This is a genomic window from Flavihumibacter fluminis, assembly GCF_021491375.1.
GTDB lineage: Bacteria > Bacteroidota > Bacteroidia > Chitinophagales > Chitinophagaceae > Flavihumibacter > Flavihumibacter fluminis.
This window is the reverse complement of record NZ_JAKEVY010000003.1, coordinates 197,102-214,203: the sequence shown is the minus strand read 5'-3', so window position 1 is coordinate 214,203 and position 17,102 is coordinate 197,102. Positions and strand designations below refer to the sequence as shown.

General features: G+C 44.0%; 13 protein-coding genes and 1 tRNA gene. 7 read left to right on the top strand and 7 right to left on the bottom strand.

The annotated features are described in order from the left end of the window. Positions 1–5 precede the first annotated feature (5 nt). Complete coding sequence (locus tag L0U88_RS12145; RefSeq protein WP_234866330.1) at positions 6–677, bottom strand: DUF4136 domain-containing protein; 672 nt, start codon at positions 675–677, stop codon at positions 6–8. A gap of 84 nt (positions 678–761) precedes the next feature. On the opposite strand from L0U88_RS12145, the gene L0U88_RS12140 reads away from it, so the two are divergent. Both L0U88_RS12140 and L0U88_RS12135 read left to right on the top strand, forming a co-directional pair. Beyond that, on the top strand, positions 762–1,181 hold the full coding sequence (locus L0U88_RS12140) for a LexA family protein (protein ID WP_234866329.1): 420 nt from the start codon (positions 762–764) through the stop codon (positions 1,179–1,181). Positions 1,182–1,884: 703 nt separating this feature from the next. After that, entirely contained in the window at positions 1,885–3,051 is a 1,167-nt protein-coding gene (locus L0U88_RS12135; RefSeq protein WP_234866328.1) for a tyrosine-type recombinase/integrase, read from the top strand. 144 nt (positions 3,052–3,195) lie between these two features. Here L0U88_RS12135 and L0U88_RS12130 read toward each other — a convergent pair whose 3' ends face one another. The 5 genes from L0U88_RS12130 to L0U88_RS12110 form a co-directional block, all read right to left on the bottom strand. Beyond that, complete coding sequence (locus L0U88_RS12130) at positions 3,196–4,626, bottom strand: DUF2779 domain-containing protein (RefSeq protein ID WP_234866327.1); 1,431 nt, start codon at positions 4,624–4,626, stop codon at positions 3,196–3,198. Positions 4,627–4,679: 53 nt separating this feature from the next. Beyond that, the gene (locus L0U88_RS12125) at positions 4,680–6,404 is read right to left on the bottom strand and encodes a hypothetical protein (protein ID WP_234866326.1); all 1,725 of its coding nucleotides are present in this window, start codon (positions 6,402–6,404) and stop codon (positions 4,680–4,682) included. A 4-nt stretch (positions 6,405–6,408) separates the two neighbouring features. Continuing rightward, complete coding sequence (locus L0U88_RS12120) at positions 6,409–7,500, bottom strand: DUF4297 domain-containing protein (protein WP_234866325.1); 1,092 nt, start codon at positions 7,498–7,500, stop codon at positions 6,409–6,411. Positions 7,501–7,703: 203 nt separating this feature from the next. Then, positions 7,704–7,776 (bottom strand) — tRNA-Phe (locus L0U88_RS12115). Between the two features lie 93 nt (positions 7,777–7,869). After that, a complete protein-coding gene (locus tag L0U88_RS12110; protein ID WP_234866324.1) occupies positions 7,870–8,487 on the bottom strand; it encodes a hypothetical protein in 618 nt (205 codons plus the stop codon). A gap of 152 nt (positions 8,488–8,639) precedes the next feature. Here L0U88_RS12110 and L0U88_RS12105 point away from each other — a divergent pair, with 152 nt between their 5' ends. The 5 genes from L0U88_RS12105 to L0U88_RS12085 are packed head-to-tail and all read left to right on the top strand — an operon-like array spanning position 8,640 to position 15,807. After that, the gene (locus tag L0U88_RS12105) at positions 8,640–9,941 is read left to right on the top strand and encodes an SWIM zinc finger family protein (protein WP_234866323.1); all 1,302 of its coding nucleotides are present in this window, start codon (positions 8,640–8,642) and stop codon (positions 9,939–9,941) included. A gap of 9 nt (positions 9,942–9,950) precedes the next feature. Further along, positions 9,951–11,396: a DUF5691 domain-containing protein gene (locus L0U88_RS12100; RefSeq protein WP_234866322.1), complete on the top strand. Its 1,446-nt coding sequence runs from the start codon at positions 9,951–9,953 to the stop codon at positions 11,394–11,396. Positions 11,397–11,400: 4 nt separating this feature from the next. Beyond that, on the top strand, positions 11,401–12,480 hold the full coding sequence (locus L0U88_RS12095; RefSeq protein ID WP_234866321.1) for an ATP-binding protein: 1,080 nt from the start codon (positions 11,401–11,403) through the stop codon (positions 12,478–12,480). Positions 12,481–12,485: 5 nt separating this feature from the next. Further along, positions 12,486–14,672, top strand: coding sequence for a DUF5682 family protein (locus tag L0U88_RS12090; RefSeq protein ID WP_234866320.1), 2,187 nt, complete (start codon positions 12,486–12,488; stop codon positions 14,670–14,672). Position 14,673: 1 nt separating this feature from the next. Continuing rightward, complete coding sequence (locus L0U88_RS12085; protein ID WP_234866319.1) at positions 14,674–15,807, top strand: VWA domain-containing protein; 1,134 nt, start codon at positions 14,674–14,676, stop codon at positions 15,805–15,807. On the opposite strand, the gene L0U88_RS12080 is transcribed toward L0U88_RS12085, so the two are convergent. After that, entirely contained in the window at positions 15,796–17,082 is a 1,287-nt protein-coding gene (locus L0U88_RS12080) for a M20 metallopeptidase family protein (RefSeq protein WP_234866318.1), read from the bottom strand. The two genes, L0U88_RS12085 and L0U88_RS12080, sit on opposite strands and share 12 nt — an antisense overlap. Positions 17,083–17,102: the final 20 nt, after the last annotated feature.

The window sequence follows — 17,102 nt, the reverse complement described above, 5'->3', positions numbered from 1 at the left end:
ACTTTTTAGTTTATTACTGGATGAGTTGTCGTTGTTTTACCAATTTGTGAGAACAGTTTATCAATCAATATAGGAGTCTTTTTTAATAAGCTATCTGGAGAAGTTCCTATTCCGCCCGCCCATGCGACTTCCCCGGCATTTTTTCCAGTGTTGTTTACTATCACAAAGCTAATTGTACGATTTGTAACTTGTTCTGTATAATTGCGTGTTTCAAAACCTGTCTGCGAAATATTTATTGGTGTTGATCCTATAAAACCTGTTGCACGCGTAGTGACTGGCTCATTGATAGAGTAATTAAACTGTGTTGTGATATTCGATGGCTGCGTGTAGCTAATCGTAAAATCAGCCTCCGATGGAACTTGAACTAATTTATAGCTATTATTTTCTAACCAAGACTTCATGGAGCTTTCTATATTTTGATTTTCGATAGAGCGAAGGTCAGATTTTTTAATATAAATCTTCGATCCTGGTCTCACTGGAGCAATAGATGAAGTCTGTGAAGTTATAGTTGCTGTTTCACAAGCAGAGAAAAATATCAGAACTAAAAAAAATAAAAATATGTTTTTATACATAGACTCTTCACCCAGGTTTCTGTCAGAGCTATGTATATTAGTAGATAAAGCCCTCCCATATTCTTTAGGGGTAAACCCATCAACAAATAAAATAACCCTACACAAAATCAATATATTGAAGGCTCGTTATTGTCAATCCTTAAATAGGAATATATTGACATTAAAGGGCGACTCAGATAATTCCAAGGTATGCGATATAAGCCACAAGGACACTTATCAGAAATAAGACGAGTTGACCCGCGAAAGCTAGTCGATGCTGGCGATAGCGGTCTGATACGTCAAAATGGGGATCATGTAGACTTACACGCCCTACTGACTGAAAACTCTGTCTCCGTAAGGCTTGTTCGTGTATGTACAAATTCAATGCGGCCAAGTGGCCTTCATCAAGGCGGTATTGCGATTGTTGATCGGGGCAAACCAACAAAAGACGGTCAAATAGTCCATGTCAGATATAACGGAGATGAGATTATTCGGCGGTTAAGAAAGCGAGCTGGCCAATGGTTTTTAGTAGCAGACGATCCTAGGATTGATGATCTATTTATATCAGACGAAGATTTTGTCGAAAAACTAGGTGTTGTGACAGCAGGTATTATATTTACCACAAGCTGAACCAGTTTACTCTTTTCTTTACCCAATTCTCGGAAACACCATCACAGCAACCTTGATCAATTTCATAGTGGATATCACGAACGAAATCGCAAAACAAGAACGTAAACTCTTTGATGATACCAAAGCACGTTATAGTTCCGAAACTGGCTTGCCTTCTTCACTTCTTGATGCTTTAGAAATTGACGACAATGGTCAAATAGAAACTAAAATAAGTATTTTAACAAATTGGGATGACTCCTGACTAGAAATGTAATCCAGTTTTAAAAATCTTTCTTCCTTGTCCCAGGGGTATGTAACCGGAAAAATCAAAGAGTAGATTCTTGAATTCCAAGAACGCTTCGGATACAATTTTAAAGTCAGCTTAGTGTAGGTTTGTGGGGGAACAAATGGGGGAACAAAGTTGACCAGGGAAAAAATAACCGCACATTTTCAAATAGGTAGAAGCAAAAATGTCATCCTGCTCGAGGAGCCATCTTAATAATTTACCAGCATTAATCAGTGTTATTCTTCGCAAGAAAATCGAATTCTTGCAACTGGTTAAACTCGTTTTCTTTACATTCTCATATAACCGGAATTTACCCACAGTAACGAAATCTGGGGGAACAAATGGGGGAACAAATCAGGGTTACATAATCCTGTTCCCCCACTTTTCTGACATAACTATGACTTGTTTTGTAGGGAGCTGGATATGATGCTTACTGATATGCAGTGCAAAGCAGCAAAACCCAAAGAAAAGAAGTACAAGATCTTTGACGGTGACGGCCTGTATTTGGAAGTCCTTCCCTCGGGTGGGAAATACTGGCGCATGAAATACCGTGCGGGTGAAAAAGAAAAGCGAATTGCTTTGGGAGTGTACCCAACAGTTTCGTTGTCGCTGGCCAGAGATTTAAAATCAAGGGCAAAAACCAAATTAATAATCGGAATTGATCCTGTTCAGGCAAGACAAATTGAGCGCAGATCGCTAATTGTAACTCAAAAGAACACGCTTATGGATTTAGCACTTGAATGGCATGAAAAGAACGCTCCTGCCTGGGATGCTAAATATGCTCAAACAGTTCGCCATAGACTTGAAAAGTACGTTTTTCCTTTTCTGGGAAATATTCCAGTAAAGGAGATTAAGCCTGTAATGATATTAGGCTGCTTGCAAAAAATTGAGGTCACAGCTCCGGACATGGCACGCCGGATTAAGCAAATCTGTAGCCAGGTTTTTAAATATGCCATTGTAACCGGGCGTATGGAAATCGATCCGAGTTATGGTCTAGAGGTTGCGCTCAGAAAATACCGGAAATCTAATTTTGCCTCTATTTCGGTAGATGAACTACCTAAGTTCATCCATGATTTTATCAATTACGAGCCATACCTGAATCGGCAAACATTCTTAGCTATAAAAATGATGCTGCTTACTTTTGTGAGAACGTCAGAATTAATCAATGCAAAATGGACTGAAATCGATTTTGACCGGAAAATTTGGATTATTCCGGCTGAGCGTATGAAAATGCGCTCCCCTCACCTTGTTCCATTATCCATTCAATCAATAGAAATTCTAAATGAATTAAAAGAATTGAACCCTTCGAGAGAATTTATATTTCCGAGTATTCCCAGACCGTGGAAACCTATGAGCAAAGGTACGATCCTTGTTGCCTTGGGAAGAATGGGATATCGAAACCGAATGACCGGACATGGTTTCAGGTCACTGGCATTAGGGGTCTTAAAGGAGAAACTTGGATATTCACATGAAACCGCTGATAGGCAACTTGCACATGTGCCAAAAAACAGTACCGATCGCGCATATGATCGAGCTTCTTTTTTGCCTCAGCGTATAGAAATGATGCAAAAATATGCAGACTATATTGATGAACTCATAACCTGAAGGCCGCAGGTGCAAATCCTGCCCTAGAAACCAATTATTTTAATCACTTAAATAGCTTTTACTTATCCCTCAAAATACTTGGTTCTACTAAATCCATTCACAAAGGAAAATAAGCGATAAAAATAATCGAGGCTCTGCGAGACTTTATAATATTGCAACAGTCCGTTGTAGCATGTTGAATATCTCAACCATAGCCATAGTGTCCAGCTTGCAATATTCGAGAAGCCGAGTCTTGAGACTTTCCTTTATAACAGGATCAGTGCCTTGCAAGGCTATTTTCGACCAAACATCCATAGCCGATGTACCATCCTGTACCTCTAACTCGCTATAAGATAAATTAGGGCATACCACTGGCAGAACTTTTTTGATTGAGGTCGACCCCTTAAACCGCATATCTACATAGTCTGTTTTAAAGACATCCTCTAAGTTGACCATTCTTCGATTGACGTCATTTAAAAATTCGGCATGTTCCGGATAAAGTAATGCCATTTCTTTATTTCTTGTTTTTTCAAAAGTGTCATACCAAGAAATAATGCTTCCGACCGGTCCTATATGCAGTCTCATTGTTTGAATTAATTCAAATGGGAGTACTGCGTCAGTAGCCAAATATTCAAAGTGTGACAAAGTTCCGTCTTCATCTAAACGGTGCAAGGAATACTGAACGGGTATATGTTGATGGGGTTTAACTCTATCAATAATAGGAATTGCTGAACAGAAAGTCTCATAATCAAAGAAATACAAAGGATAAGCAAGGCTTTCAATAAAAGTTATAATTCCCTTTTTATTTATTTGAACCTCTTTTTTCTTTGACGCTTTCAAAACTGCAGCCTGCTGAGGTGACAATTGAAAATCATCCGGCACCTCCTCTAATGCCATACTGCCATTATCTAATAATTCCAATCTCTTTTTGTCAGAAAGCCTCGGCAGACAATAAATTGAATACTCGGGTATTTTTTGATTAAAATAAGTAAAACTATCGCAATGATTGGCTCGAGACTTTCTGACACAATCGCATGATGTTCTATCAATATTATTTTCAGCAAGTAGTAAAAGCGCTTGTTTGATCTCTTCAAACGTTTCACCTTTTATTGCTCGGACTTCAGTAGTTACATCTACAATAGTAAAAAGCTTTTCAGTTTCAATTTCACCGCTTCTAATATAATTCCCGTTTAGATGTACTATTGAAACTGACTTTATCTTGTAACCACAAAGCTCAGCACATATTACCTGAAAACACGCATCTTTAATATGATTTTCGCCTCTTTCTTTTTTTAGACGAGTGCTTGATTTGACTTCATAAATAGATACTTCACCAGATGGCTCGTAGACTATAATATCGACGCGGGTATATAACCCCAGCTCAGCTTCAAGAACTTTTTGAAATTCTATTTTATTGTTGCTGGGGGTTTGCTCAAAATATTTTTTAGCAAATGCTTCAACTTCATAGCCTTCCTTTATGAGCTTTTGCAAAAAGGCAGAAAAGTCACCTGAGGGAAAGTTTTCCGGATCATTTTTCATCAGCCAGAGAGATTTGGCGCAATCAAGAAATTTGATAAAATCTGTTTTAGTTAGCATACAGACTCATATATTAAATTACTGATCTTACATTGCAATAAATGGACTTAACTTTAATTGATACTTTCTTCAATCATAGCATAAGTTTCTTCGATTAATTTAGAATGCAGCTCTGCTTTCTGATTTAGTAATGACCTCTTTTGAAGGCCATCTCCTATTTGAATCAATTTTGCGGAATTATTAAAAATAGTCGAATTGTATTCACTTGATTTGTCGATTTTGTCTTTAGTGTCTGCAATTGAAATAATTGTCTGCGTATCTTTTGGTGCATTTTTCTTGATAAATTCAAGAATAAGCTTTCGTGTAGGATCGTCTAAATCCTCTTTAAAAATTGCATCTAGAATAAATGGCAAACGATGTATTTCTGTTGTTTCAGAAATTACCGTATTAAAGGCAAAGTGATAAGCTAAAATAGTAAGGTGAAGCTCCACACCTTGGTAAGGAAATGCAGTAATATCATAAATGTTTAAATATCGATCTTCTTCAAGTTTTTTGACATGTAATTGCTCTAAAAAGCGCTCGAATGTAGCTCGAAAAAGGGAACTTTTATTCGCTCGTAATTCCGTGATCTGACTGTCTGTTTTGAAAGCCTTTAATCTTTCCAAAAGCTTCTCTTTCGCAAGTGCTAGCTCTCCAGCACGGCTGTTCAAATTTTTCAACATTTCTAGATTAGCTTTATTATCTATCCATTTATCAAAAGAAATATCGCTGTTTGTATATTTCTTTAAGACTTGATATTCATTCGAAATGATATCTCTCTCTGCTGCAATTTCTTGATCTAGTGAATTTATTCGAGATTGAATCTCTTTTATTTTAGCGGATATATTCTCTAAATTAGAAATCGTGTCATTTTTTTCCTGTTCATAAATATATTTACTGCTTAAACTATAAGGCAATGTTTGAGAACATGTTGGGCATTCACCTGACTCCGGTTGCTGAAGCTTATGATTTCGAAAAACTTTTTGTAATACAATTTTTCTTTCTTGATAATAAGAAAGCTCATTGCTCGCTAACACATGCTGGTCTTCTTTTTTTGCCAGGTTTTTGTAGCGACTCCGATAATTGTTTATGTATTCATTCGAAGTTTTAACAAACTCCTCATCCGCCAATTTTGCAAGTTGTAACTCTGCATTTTTACCTTCAAAATCGCCAAGGACTGTGATCTGAGTATTAATATTTCGCAATTCTGATTCTAATCTATGCTTTTCTATTCTTTCTTCCGATGACTCTATTCCCAAATAGTAATCAAGATAATCGTCTTTAAAGTTTTTAAAGAAATTGAGACCACTAAAGGAATCCCGAAGATATATCCAACCTACAGATTGAGAAACATAATAAGGTAAGAACATTGATTCGATGGGCCCGTGTTTAAGTTCGTTTTTGCTTTCAAGTCTCAAATTGAAATCAAACAATTTTGCCATGAATTCTTTAAGTTTAACATGTTCTGCAGATTGGTTAGCGCTAATTCCATTAAATATGCGCAACGGCTGATTATCATGTTTTATATAAAGAGTGTCTTTTTCTCTTATGAATATGAGCTTGCTACCGGATAACCTGCATGAAATTTTCAATGTCGGCTGCTCATCAAAAATTTCTTTTAAATATCGATTACCATCATTTATCCCAAATCCGTACAAAAGGGCCAAAATCAAAGTACTTTTCCCGGATGTGTTTGGACCATGAATAATATTTATCTTATCACCAAACTCAGAAAAAAATGATTTTGTCTGATCGGCATTCCAGATTAAAACTGATTCAATAGTGAGAATTTTCTTCATATGCTTAACCTTTTATTTCGACGTAGGCCGCGCATATTGCAGCTTTGAGGTCTAAGTCAGATAAGGTGGTAGAATATTTCTGTTTAAAAGAATTAAACATGTCTGAAATACACGCTAACTCGTTTGAATGGGAAAGCCATTGCTGTTTGTTATCAGTCGCATATTTCAATATCTTTTTATGCTCCGCTTGTTTGTAATCCTTAAATAAATCAATGCTGTTTTGAAATTGCAATCCAAACTTCTGCCTGTCAAGCAAAGCTATATGTAATGTGTCACATATCTCATCTTCCTTTTTACGCCACAAGTCGTAGGCTTTCGATTTGGTTGTGATAACAAAAATCGCGTTTTCAATTTGCTCACTAGTAACACGCTTGGCAACATCTAATAAGTTAACAATATTCCCCTTGTTGAAGAAATTTTCTACATCCCTAAATAATTCCAATATAGTGTCTAAGGCTGCTTTTGGGTCTTTAACTGTGTTATTAAAAAGCCTATAGACTAAACCTATTAGATAATCTTTTTGTTCCTGGTTTCGTTTTGGGAAATCAATATACCTTAAGCTAAGATTTTGTAATTCTGCAAGTTGGCTCATGTTTACAATTCCAGCTTTAGCAAGATTTTTTTTCACATTATCTTGAATTGCGGACGCAATGGAGGGATAAGTTACATGATCATTCACGGCATCTATTGTTACAGTCGTCGTAGTCTTATGTTTTGACCGATTGCCGCATGTCAATGTAATTGAATCATTTGTCAGAAATGCTAGAGAATGAGTATAGGATGCTGATTTTGGATGTTGGTCCGCAATTAGATTCAGGCCAGTTTGAGTAAGTTTACCAATGATCGTGCATGTCGATGAGTTCGTCCAAGGGTTAGAAGATTTCTTGGCCTGATATACCTCAATTTCATCAATTTCATTTTGATTGGAAAAAAATCCGAAAATTACATCGTCATGGTGTTCAATGCTTACAAAGTATCTTTTACCATCAAAAAAAGAATATCGAGACAATATTATATGGATTGCACAATGCTTTTGGAATTCGATTCCATTCGAATTATGAACACCAGCATTTACGGCTGCATTAGCTTTTGCCATACTTCTATTATCAATTAATATGAACGTCGCGTCACCAGTATACCTATTTGTATAACTCGATCAATGATACCAATAACCCAAATTATGATCAAACCGCTTAATTAACAACTGGTAACAGCTATGGCGAGCATATGTTGTACCTATGTTGTACCAAAAGAAAAAGCAGCTACGAGATTTACTCCGTAACTGCTTCATTTTGAGAGTGGTGTGGGCCGGAATCGAACCGGCGACACAAGGATTTTCAGTCCTTTGCTCTACCAACTGAGCTACCGCACCTCCTGACCAATTTATCATCAATCGGGACGCAAAAATAGGGGGATTTCAACAAAATACCTCGGGTTATCAACATTTTTTTTAGAGAGGGCGTTTTTACCGGTTTATCCAAAGCTTCATGGTATGCGGGGCCGGCTCATCGCCCCCGAAATATGGATACAACAGATACCCATTGATGGAACTGTCCGTTACCCCCCTACTCATTATGGTAGATACTCCTTTGTATTGAAACTCATATCCAACCGGACTCAACTTAATCATCAACCTGGCCGTATCGCCAATCGCCACATCTCCCAACTTCACAAAACTGCGCGTTCCTTCTGCATAACAATAGGCAAACAACTCAATCTTCTCCTTCTTCCACCTCCACCCCACCCGCGCACTGTTCTGATGATGCATCACCCCATTGTCGCTAAAGCCCATCAGCTTATTGATATCATCCTGGTTGCGGGGATTTTTTGTCTGGTACCGGCAGGTACTATCGAATCGCACGGTGAAGGAGATTGAATCGCCACTAATCTTCTCTATTGGATTTTCTGTAGCATAATGTTCGCCCGCCAATATGGTGTAGGTTTTAAATCCGGCACCTGCAATTTGCTCAGCGACTGGGTTGGTTTGTTCGGCTTCCGGTTCGGGCTTCTCCCCGGTTTTGCTGCAGGCAGCCCAACCAACCACCAGCAGCAATAACCATAGGGATTTTCTTATCTGTGTCATAATCGATATAGGGTACCCGCTCTTAACGCAGCCTTTTTTATTGGTGGTATTTACACCCCCCAACATGGTCACTTTCACTACTTATTTTTTACAGAATTCTACCTATACAAACAATACCAAAACCAGCTATCTTCATTACATAAACCAGCTCCGTGAATTTTTCTGAAGACCAGGTCCTTGCCCTAGCCCCCGATGATGCCTCGCGTAAAGCCGGCAGTGCACTTGCGAGTCCCGGTAAATGGGTCTCAAAGGGCATAAATGAACTCGCCCTCTGGGGTGAATGCCAGGGCAGTGGTAGCAAACCCTACCAGACCCAAATCGATCTGCAATCCATCGCATTCAAATGCTCCTGTCCCAGCCGAAAATTTCCCTGCAAACACGGGATCGGCCTGCTTTTACTGAACAGCCGCCAACCTGCTCTATTCACCGACTCCACCGCCCCCGATTGGGTGTCCGACTGGATCGGGAAACGCCAGGAAAAAGCAATCCAGAAAGAAGCCGCCCCCGCCAAACCTGTTGATGAAGCAGCCCAGGCCAAACGCCAGCAGGCACGCGAAGAAAGTATTGAACAGGGGATCAATGAACTGCTCACCTGGATGAAAGACCTGGTACGCAACGGTCTGCTCTCCCTGCCCGAAAAAGGCCCGGCTTTTATGGAGGAAATCAGTCGCAGAATGATTGATGCCAAAGCACCCGGACTTGCCAACCAGCTCCGCCTGCTCAGCCGGATCAATCTCTACCAGGAAGGATGGCAATCCCTCTTCCTCGAACAGCTCGCCCGGATTTACCTGATCGCCCGGGGCTTTCAAAACCGGGAGACTGTCAACCCGCTGCTCAAAGAAGACCTCAGCAGCGCCGTCGGGATCACGATTTCCCAGGAAGAGCTGAAACAACAAGCCGGCATCACCGACCAGTGGCTGGTGATTGGCAAGCAGTTACAGGAGGAGGATCAGATTACCACCGATCGCACCTGGTTATATGGCCTCCAGTCGGGCAAGTATGCCCTGGTGCTGCAGTTTATTGTACGCGGACAAGGTCTCCAGTTCTCCCTTTCCACCGGCATGGTGCTCCAGGCCGAACTGGTTTATTTCCCCTCCTCTGCTCCCCTGCGGGCACTGATAAAATCACAACAACCCATCCGGGAAAAGCCACCCATCAAGGGTTTCAGCGGATGGAAGGAACAACTGCAATACCGCGCAGCTCGTTTTGCCAACCTGCCTTTTCAGTTGGAGACGCCGGCTTTGGTGCACCAGGTTCGCCCGGTTCAGTACCAGGGTGCCTGGTGGTTGCAGGACCAGGAAAATCACCTGATGCCCCTGCCCACAAACTATCCATCGCTCTGGAAACTGCTGGCCCTGAGTGGAGGCTCGCCCCTGGACCTGGCCATTGTGCAGAAAGATGACAGGGTGGAGCCCCTCAGCGCTTTTTATCAACAGGAACTCATTTCTCTATAAATCCGTCGCATGAACAGCTGGAATCAATTGCTTCAAAATGCCCTGATCGGTACAGAAAAAAAACCGCCTGAACCGGCTAGCCTCACCAGCGATGAGGACCTTTCCCCTGTCTTGCAAGCCATCTCCGCAAATCCTTCTCTCGATGCGGAAGAACAATTGCTGCAGGCTTCCGCCCTCCTGTTTAATTACCGGCAAGCCGGACAAACAGCCCTGGAGGTTACTGAAATTGAATCCTCTATCGCGGAGCCGGAAACTCTTCCTTATTGTACTGCTGCTTCAAAGGATACGCTACGTGAATTGTTTGAGTACCAGGCACTCGGACTTTTTTACTACTGGATCCAGCTCTGCGCTGCTAAAGCAAGGATTGCTCCTCCTGAAATGGTTCCCCTGCTCCTGCAACTGGCTGCGAAAAATCAGGAGCTGCGTGATCCCATTCGTGTGATAACTGGCAAAAGAGGAGAGTGGCTGGCGCAACTCAATCCCGATTGGCAGGAGAGCACTACCCTCAGTCTGGAAGATAGCTGGCAACAGGGCAGTACCAACCAACGTGTAGCTGCCCTCCGGCAACAACGAGTTGAAAATCCGGAGTCCTCCCGCGTATGGTTAACCGAAAGCTGGAGCAAGGAAGCCGCCGCCGTAAAACAGCAACTGCTGGAAGCTTTTGATACTGCTTTGAGCCATGCGGATCTGCCTTTCCTGGAATCCTGCCAGAAGGATAAAAGCCAGAAAGTGCAACAACAGGTGCTCGAGCTGCTGAGACAAATTCCGGAATCGGCATTGGTTAAAGCATATGAGCAAGTGGTGCGGCCCTCACTGGTTATCCGAAAAGAAAAAACACTTCTCGGCTTGTCCTCCAAATTCAGTTGGGAAGTAAAATCGCCGGTTGAAATTGACCCGGACTGGCGCAAGCAGGGATTGGCAACTGTTAGCAACACCAAAGAGTTTACCGATGATGAATTCATCCTCTTTCAACTGCTGCAATGGGTGCCTCCTACGCTGCTGAATGAAGTATCCGGATTGGGTACGATTGAAATTGTACAGTCCATGCAAAAGGAGAAACTCAAACACTGGTTGCCGGCCATCGCAGCTGCAGCTAAGCGGTTTCGAAACCAGGACTGGATCCTAACCCTGGCCGAACAAGCAGATCTGTTTTTACCGGATCTCCTGGAAGCATTGCCGCCTGCTAAACAGGATGCCTATGCGAAAACCTGGTTTACCGGAAAGGAGGAGTTCTTTCTTCCGGTTTTCGTAAACAGGGAAACCGAATGGCCGGTTCCTTTGGCCCGTCAAATCATGAATTTTACGGCTGCTAACCCCTATCAGTACACGAAATCATTTTATCAGCAGTTGATGCACCTGCTTCCATTGGAAGCTGCGTCCTGGTTGGATCAGTTCGAGGAAATCCAACCTCTTTTTGATCTTAAAAAACGCATTCAACAATCATTTAACGCCTAACTATATGTCCACCATTTTACGTCAACATGCTGAACAGCTTTTCGCTGAAGAACTGGAAGCCCTGCAAAAAACAGATAGCGGTAAACGTCCGGCTAACTGGAAACTGAGTCCCCAGGCCGTGGTTACCTACCTGATGGGAGGTAAACTCTCCAATGGGTTTGAAGTAAGTCCGAAGTATATCGGGCAGCGTCGCCTGATGGAAATTGCAGTTGCCACCTTAACAACCGATCGTGCGCTGCTGCTTTATGGTTTACCGGGCACCGCTAAAAGTTGGGTCAGTGAACACCTGGCTGCTGCCATCAGTGGCGATAGCACCCTGATCATCCAGGGCACTGCAGGCACCAGTGAGGAATCCATCCGGTATGGCTGGAACTATGCGAAACTCCTGGCAGAAGGTCCTTCTGAAAGAGCCCTGGTGGAAACGCCTGTGATTCGCGGCATGAAAGATGGTAAACTGGTGCGCATTGAAGAATTGACCCGTATCGGTGCGGATGTGCAGGACACCCTGATCACCATCCTCTCTGAAAAATCCTTGCCGATTCCGGAGTTGAACACAGAGGTGCAGGCCGTGCGTGGTTTTAATATCATCGCCACTGCCAATAACCGCGATAAAGGAGTGAATGATTTATCCAGCGCCCTCAAACGCAGATTCAATACCGTGATTCTTCCTGTGCCCGATAGCATGGAAGAAGAAATTGATATCGTGCGCAGGAGAGTGGAAAGTTTTGAAAAAATCATGGAGCTGCCTGCCGAGAAACCTGCCCTGCAGGAGATTCGTCGCATTGTGACCATCTTCCGGGAATTGAGAAGCGGCCTCACACTCGATGGAAAAACAAAACTGAAATCACCCAGTGGTACACTGAGTACCGCGGAAGCCATTTCTGTTGTCAATAATGGTTTGGCGATGGCTGGTTATTTTGGTGATGGCCAGCTCAAGGCGGCCGACCTGGCTGCAGGTATCATGGGTGCTGTGGTGAAAGATCCGGTGCAGGATCAGCTGGTATGGAGAGAATACCTGGAGACAGTGATTAAAACCCGCGACGACTGGAAAGATGTGTATCGCGCTTGCAGAGATATATCCTGATCAACATGGCAGTACATTTATTAGGCATACGACATCATGGTCCGGGTTCCGCGCGCAATGTGCAGCAATACCTGCAGGCGCTGAAGCCGGATATCGTATTGGTGGAAGGTCCGCCTGAAGCGGATGAGCTTCTCCGTTATACAGAGCACACTGAATTGAAACCTCCTGTTGCAATCTTGGTTTATCAAACTGATGAACTGCAGCAGGCAGTGTATTATCCTTTTGCTGAATTCTCCCCGGAATGGCAGGCCATTCAATATGCCAAAAAAGCGAATATACCTGTCCGTTTTATGGACCTGCCATTGACGCATGTGATGGCAATCAAGGAAGAAGAAGTGGAGCGCAAAACCAGGAGTCCTCTGCAAGAACTGGCTGCTTCAGCTGGCTTTGAGCAGGAAGATCGTTGGTGGGAAATCATGATTGAACACCGACAGGAGAATGCATCCATCTTTGAGGCAGTAAAGGAAGCGATGACGGCTCTCAGGGAAGAGCAGCCTACGCCTTCTGAAAAAATGGAACAGTTGCGGGAAGCCTGGATGCGCAAACTGATCCGGCAGGCAGAGAAGGAAATGTACACCGAAATCGCAGTGATTTGTGGTGCCTGGCATGTGCCGGCCCTGGCCAATATGCCCAAACAGAAAGAGGACAATGAATTGTTGAAGGGATTGCCGAAAGTGAAAGTAGAAACCACCTGGATTCCCTGGACCTATGATCGCCTCAGCATGTATTCAGGGTATGGCGCGGGCATTGAATCACCCGGCTGGTATGATCATGTCTGGAATCATACAACCGATGATGGCAGTTTATGGTTATCCAAAGTAGCCCGCCTCTTCAGAGAGAACCAGCGCGATGTTTCAGTGGCGCATGTGATTGAATCCGTGCGACTCGCCAATACCCTGGCTGCGATGCGCAACCTCTCCAAAGCTGGGTTAACAGAATTGAATGAAGCAACCCTCAGTGTGATCTGCAATGGGGAAGAAATCCTGATGGGATTGATCCGCGAGCAGTTAACCGTGAGTAACCGAATTGGTTCGGTTCCGGATGAGATACCCAAGCCGCCTTTGCAGGTAGATATAGAAAAGATTCAAAAACGGTTACGCCTGCCCGCGAGTGCCGACTGGAAAGATTATATGCTGGATCTCCGCAAGGAAAATGACCAGGAGCGAAGTATCTTTTTACATCGCTTGGAATTGCTGGGCATACCCTGGGGACAAAAAAGCCTGGTGAGTGGAAAGGGAACTTTTAAAGAACAGTGGCGCCTGCAGTGGGACCCTTCTTTTATTCTGAACATCATTGAAAAAGGCGTTTGGGGCAATACGTTAGAGGAAGCCTGTAATGCCTGGCTGGTGCATCGCTGCAAGGAGGAAAAATCGCTCCAGGCAATTGCAGCCTTGTTGGAGCAGGTGATACCCGCGGATCTCAGTGGAGCAGCTAATGCCATCGCGGAGCGTATTCAAAACCTGGCTGCTGCAACCAATGATATTATTGAACTGGTAGCTGTTTTACCTGGTTTGGCGCGCATCATTCGCTATGGAAATGTACGCAAGACAGATGCAGCACTGGTGAGGCATATTGTAGAGAGTATGATCACGAGGATCTGTATTGGTCTGCCACTTGCCTGCGCAGGTATAGATGAAGAGAACACTCGAAAACTCACGGATGATTGCAACAGCATCAATCATAGCATTCATTTATTGCAGGAACCGGAATATGTGAAGGAATGGCATGTCTGCCTGGAAAAAATAACCTGGATGCAACAGGCGGCTCCCATGATGCGGGGCTTTTCCACCAGGCAATTGATGGATGCGAAAAAACTGGAAAAGGAAACCCTCAATCGCCTGTTCTATAGTAGTTTGAGTCGCGCGTTGCCGGTTGCCGATACTGCTGCCTGGCTGGAAGGATTTTTACAGGGAAGTGGTACGTTATTATTGCTGGACGAAAACCTCTGGGGCATTGTACACGAATGGGTGCAGCAGATTCCGGAAGAGGATTTCGTTCAGGCCTTGCCGTTACTACGTCGAACTTTCAGCCAGTTTACGCCTGCGGAAAGAAGAAAGCTGGGGGAGAAACTGAAGCAGGGTGGAAAGCCGGGAGTGTTGATGAAGGAGGCAGTTGCAGGAATCAATCGCGAAGCCGGTAAACAGGCGATACCGGTGGTGATGGAATTATTAGGATATCCTAAAACAAATTAAGATGGACGAAGCAGTAAGAAGGTGGCGCCTGATACTGGGCGGAGATCAAAATGATGGTACCGGTTTTTCATTAACCGGTGTCGATCTTCAAATGGATAAAACACTGAGCGCCCTATATGATAGTGAACGCAGTGCGGGACTCGGACCTTCTTCACCTAACGTGAACAGGTGGCTGGGGGATATCAGAACCTTTTTTCCCAGCTCTGTGGTGCAGGTGATGCAGCGCGATGCCCTACAGCGACTGAACCTTACGCAGTTGTTGTTTGAAAAGGAAATGCTGGAAAATGTGGAAGCGGATGTTCACCTGGTGGCCACCTTGTTAACCCTGAGCAGGGTGATACCGGATAAGACAAAAGACACTGCCAGGCAGGTTGTAAGAAAAGTAGTGGAAGAATTATTGCGCAAGCTGTCGACTCCCATGCAGCAGGCGATCCAGGGCAGTTTGAACAGGAGCATACGAAATACGCGTCCCAGGCATGCAGAAATCAACTGGCATGCAACCATTCAAAAGAACCTGAAACATTATCAACCCGAGTACAAAACAATTATCCCGGAACAGCGCATCGGTTATGGGCGTAAACGATCTGCCCTGAAAGATGTGGTGCTTTGCCTGGATCAATCCGGCTCGATGGGTACCTCGGTTGTGTATTCTGGTATATTCGGATCGGTGATGGCATCCATTCCTGCTATTAAAACAAAGATGGTGGTCTTTGATACTGCTGTGGCGGATCTAACTGAAGAGCTGGAGGATCCGGTGGATTTGTTATTTGGTGTGCAATTGGGAGGAGGCACCGATATCCAACTGGCATTGGGTTATTGTCAGCAGATCATCACGCGACCATTAGATACAGTGCTGGTGCTGATCACCGATTTGTATGAAGGAGGTTCGGATGAGCCCATGCGAAAAAAAGCTGCTGAGCTGGTGGCGGCCGGCGTACAGGTAATTGTATTACTGGCACTAAACGATGATGGTGCTCCCGGTTATGATCATGCGAACGCGGCCTACCTGGCTTCCCTCGGAATTCCGGTCTTTGCCTGTACACCGGATAAATTTCCGGATCTGATGGCGCAGGCCCTGAGCAAGCAGGATATCGGTCAATGGGCTGCGAAAGAAGACTTAGTACTAAAGCGATAACAATTCCAGGATACTCACTGTCAGGGCATGAATGCCACCTTTCAATGTAGGCTCCAGGTCAGGTGCAAAGCGTGGCGAATGCAGGGAAGGTAATTCCAGTTTTCCTTCTGAGGCAGCCTGCTTTTTGGCTGGTGCTACCGTACCCATCCATAGAATATATGAAGGGATTTTCGAGGCCTGTTGTCCATAAACGCCAAAATCTTCTCCAATCATGACAGGGGCAACCGTTGTGAAGGAGCTTTCTCCGAGTTTGCGTTTCAGGTTGGTGCGTAGGCGATCTCCCAAAGCCGGGTCATTGTAAACAGATGGAATCGACATATTCAGCAAATCGTATACAGGTAAACGTGAGCTGTCGAGTCCGGCTGCCAGGGCCAGGTTATTTCCAATTGTTTTGATGCGGTCAAAAATGAGCTGGCGCGATTCGCTGCTGAAAGATCGGATGGTCAGCCTGAGCTCCACCTTATCCGGGATGATATTTCCAACCGTACCACCCTGGATAGCACCCACTGTTACTACTGCATTTTCAGTGGTGGGCAGGTTGCGACTGACAACTGTTTGCAGTGCCAGTACATATTGCGCCGCCAACACCACCGGATCGATTGCTTTGTTAGGTACTGCTCCATGTCCGCCTTTTCCAAACACCGTGATGTTCAGCATGTCCACTGCCGCCATGGAATAACCATCGCAGAAGCCTGCTTGTCCGGCTAATAGCTCCGCATGATCATGAATCGCTAATTGCGCAGTGGGTTTTGGCAGCTTCGCAAAATTGGGGGCAGCTACTACTTTTTTAGCACCCTGACCGGTTTCCTCTGCAGACTGTGCCAAAAAGACCAGGGTACCCGACCATTGGGAACGCATCGCGCCAAGGACTTTTGCAATACCCAGCCAGCTGGTCATGTGCAGGTCGTGCCCACACGCATGCATAGCCGAAGATGTACTTGCAAAAGGCAGGTTGGTTAATTCTTTGAGAGGCAATCCGTCCATATCTGTGCGGTACAAAACAACCGGACCTTTTCCATTTTTCAACACCGCAGCGAAACTGTGATAACCCAGTGAGTCGATAATTTCCCAACCCATTGTTTTCATTTCCTGTTTGAGAAAGGCGGCGGTCTTAACTTCCTGTGTGCTGAGCTCCGGATTGGCATGCAGGTGTTGATAGGTTTTAGTCAGCCAGGGTAGTTGTTCCTGAATCAGTGCGGGTATAGTTGTTTTCTGTGCAGTGGCAGTTAGGTTGTAACTGCAGATCAGCAGCAGTATTGGAAGAATTCGAGGCATAGTTTGCATTCTCCTTCAAA